Below are 3327 nucleotides of genomic sequence, written 5' to 3' on the forward strand. Positions count from 1 at the left end.
AACCGGGTTCCAACGGGCGTGGACCGTGCCGAGCGCGGCGTAGCAGTCCCGGACGGTGTCCACGAGAATGCGAATGCCGACGAGATCGTAGATGTCCGTGAAATCGCGGCCGCGGACGATCATCTTCTGATAGATCGAGTAGTAGTGCTTGGGACGGCCGTAGACGTGCGCCTTGATGCTGCCGGCCTTGAGGTCGCCGTTGACCCGTTCGATGACGTCGTTGAGGTAGACGTCGCGCTGCGGCGCCCGGTCAGCGACCAGCCGGACGATCTCGTCGTACCGCTTGGGGTAGAGGGTGGCGAACGCGAGGTCTTCCAGTTCCCACTTGACGGTGTTCATGCCCAGCCGGTGCGCCAGCGGGGCGAGCACCTCCAGCGTCTCGCGGGCCTTGCGCTCCTGCTTGGCCGGCGGCAGGAACCGCAGCGTCCGCATGTTGTGCAACCGGTCGGCCAGCTTGATCACCAGCACCCGCGGATCGCGTGCCATCGCCACGATCATCTTGCGGATCGTCTCGGCCTCGGCCGCCTCGCCGTACTTGACCCTGTCCAGCTTGGTGACGCCCTCGACCAGGTGGGCCACCTCGGGGCCGAACTCCGCGGTCAGCGCCGGGATGGTCATTCCGGTGTCTTCGACGGTGTCGTGCAGCAGGGCCGCGACCAGGGTGATGGTGTCCATGCCGAGCTCGGCCAGGATGGTGGCCACCGCAAGCGGATGGGTGATGTAGGCGTCACCGGACTTGCGCAGCTGGCCGCGATGGCATTCCTCGGCCAGGTCGTAGCCGCGCTGCAGCAGCCGGGCGTCCACCTTGGGATGGGCGGCCCGGTGCACTGCCAGCAACGGTTCCAGGACCGGCTTGACCGCACTCTGGCGGGGCGTGGTGACCAGCCGGCGCGCGATCCGGTCCCGCACCCGGCGGCGATGGGCACCGTTGGCCACCTCGGCCGGCGACGCGGTGACCGGTTCGTTCAGCACCGGACGGGTGGCTGGCACCGGAGTGACCCGCGCTGCCGGCGTGCTGGTGCCCGTGGAGGGTGCCGGTGATGCGCTGGGGGGCCGCGATGTGCTGGTGGGCGGCGATGTGCTGGTGGGCGTCGCGTCCCGGCCGGTGGCCGCGGTACCGGCGCGATGGCTGGCACGGGTCGCCGGGGCTGCCATGCCGGCGGTATCAGCCTTGGCCGACGGCTGGGCCGGGCCCGAGGTGGTCACGGCAACGGACTGGTCGCCATCCCTGGTTGCGACCGAGGCGTCCCTGGCCGGTGCCGGGGCGGGCACACCCGACTCGGCCGCCGGCTTGCCGGTGGCCCGCGGGTCTGTCGCCTCGGTGGTCAGGGCAGGGCCTCCAAGGACTGGAACGTAATCGTTACCAGGTCGAGTCTAGGCCCGTCCGGGCCTGGTTGAGGGATCAGGGTCTGCACGGTGCCCAACTTTGTGGCCCGATTCTCAGGGCCCGCAGCCGTGTTTCGCCCGTTTCTCAGGGCAGCACTCGTGCGGTCAGGGCGACACTCGCCCGTTTCTCAGGGCAGCACTCGTGCAGGTCAGAGCCGCAGCAGGGCGGTCAGCTCGTGACCGGCCAGCCGTGCCCGGCCACCCAGGAACTCCAGCTCGATGAGCACCCCGACCCCGGTGACCACCGCACCGGCCCGGGCCAGCAGGTCCAGCGATGCCGCCAGGGTGCCGCCGGTGGCCAGCACGTCGTCCACCACGTACACCCGCTTGCCTTCCAGCACCCCCACCGGGACCTCGATCTCGGCGCTGCCGTACTCGAGTTCGTAGCGGGCGCTGACCGTCGGAGGCGGAAGCTTCCCCGCCTTGCGCACCGGCACCACGCCGGCATCGACCGCCCGGGCCAGCGCCGCGGCCACCACGAAGCCACGGGCCTCGACACCGGCGATCAGCTCGGCCTCGCGCGTGGCGCTGAGCTTGGCGAACTCGTCGATGCACGCGCCGAAGGCGGCGGCGTCGGCCAGCAGCGGCATGATGTCCTTGAACAGCACCCCCGGCTGCGGAAAGTCCTGCACATCCCGCAACCGGCTGGAGATGACCTCGCTGATCGCCGGGTTACCGCTGGTAGGCAGACTCATGGACGCTTGCGCGCCGGCCGGCTCGCCGGCCGGGCACCGGGCTTGGGCGCCGGTGCCGGCGTGCCCCGCCGGACGACCGGAGCGGGGGCACCGACCACGGCCGGCTCGGCGGTCACCCGCGCCGACGAGCGCCGGGCCTGGACCCGCTTGGCCAGCCCCTTGTACTGCGGCTCGCGCTCCTTGAGGTCTACCACCACCGGCGTGGCCAGGAACAGCGACGAGTACGCCCCGACAGCCAGCCCGATGAACAGGATCAGCGCGAGGTCCTTGATGGTGCCCACCCCGAGGATTCCGGCCCCGACGAACAGCAGCCCGGCGACCGGCAGCAGCGAGATCAGCGAGGTGTTGATCGAGCGCATCAGGGTCTGGTTGACCGCCCGGTTCGCGGCCGAGGCGTACGTCTCGCGCCCGGTCGCCAGCAGGTCCTTGGTGTTCTCGGCGACCTTGTCGAACACCACCACGGTGTCGTACAGCGAGAAACCGAGAATGGTCAGCAGGCCGACGATGGTGGACGGGGTCAACTCGAAGCCGACGATGGAGTAGATGCCGGCCGCCACGACCAGGTCGTGCAGCAGGGCAACCATGGCCCCCACAGCCATCTTCACCTCGAACCGCAGCGTGATGTAGGCGAACACCACCAGCAGGAAGACCAGCAGTCCCTGGATCGCCTTCTTGGTGATCTCACCACCCCAGCTGGAGGACACCGAGTCCACCGAGATGCCCTTGTTGGGATCCACCTTCAGCGCCGCGGCAAGCTTGCGCTGGACGTCGGACTGCTCGTCCAGCTTCAGTTCCTTGGTCTTGATGATGATCTGCCGGGTGGCACCGGAACCGACCTGCTGTGCCGCGCTCTCCGACGGGTGGCCGGTCGCGGCCATCGCCTCCTCGACCTGCTTCGGAGTGATCGAGGTGTTGGCCGCCTGGACCTGGAACTGGGTGCCGCCCTTGAAGTCGATCCCCACGTTGAAGCCCCGGAACACCATGCTGAGCACGCAGATGGAAAGCAGCACCAGCGAGGCGAGGTACCAGCGCCGGCGGGTGCCGATGAAGTCGAACCGGGTCTCGCCGCGGTAGAGCTGGGTGAAGACGCTCATCAGGTGTTGTCCCGTCCGCCCTGGTCATCGGCTTGTCGTTGCAGGCCCCGGCGGGCGGCGGCACGCTCGGCCGCCGTACCACCCGGGGTGGGCTTGGCCGCACCCGACGGCACGGCGGGCCGGCTCGTGCCGGCACCGACCGCCGGCCGGTC

At 69.8% G+C, this 3327-nt stretch carries 3 protein-coding genes; all 3 read right to left on the bottom strand.

Annotated features, from left to right (window positions below):
* Positions 1-1155: HD domain-containing protein (locus VF542_RS20730; RefSeq protein ID WP_408653599.1), on the bottom strand; the 1155-nt coding region annotated here is incomplete at its 3' end.
* 380 nt (positions 1156-1535) lie between these two features.
* Positions 1536-2081: an adenine phosphoribosyltransferase gene (locus VF542_RS20735; protein ID WP_408653597.1), complete on the bottom strand. Its 546-nt coding sequence runs from the start codon at positions 2079-2081 to the stop codon at positions 1536-1538.
* Entirely contained in the window at positions 2078-3175 is a 1098-nt protein-coding gene (secF, locus tag VF542_RS20740; protein WP_408653598.1) for a protein translocase subunit SecF, read from the bottom strand. Before secF ends, VF542_RS20735 begins: the two co-directional genes overlap by 4 nt.
* Between the last annotated feature and the right edge of the window lie 152 nt (positions 3176-3327).

The organism is Jatrophihabitans sp. (assembly GCF_036389215.1).
Taxonomy (GTDB): domain Bacteria; phylum Actinomycetota; class Actinomycetes; order Mycobacteriales; family Jatrophihabitantaceae; genus Jatrophihabitans_A.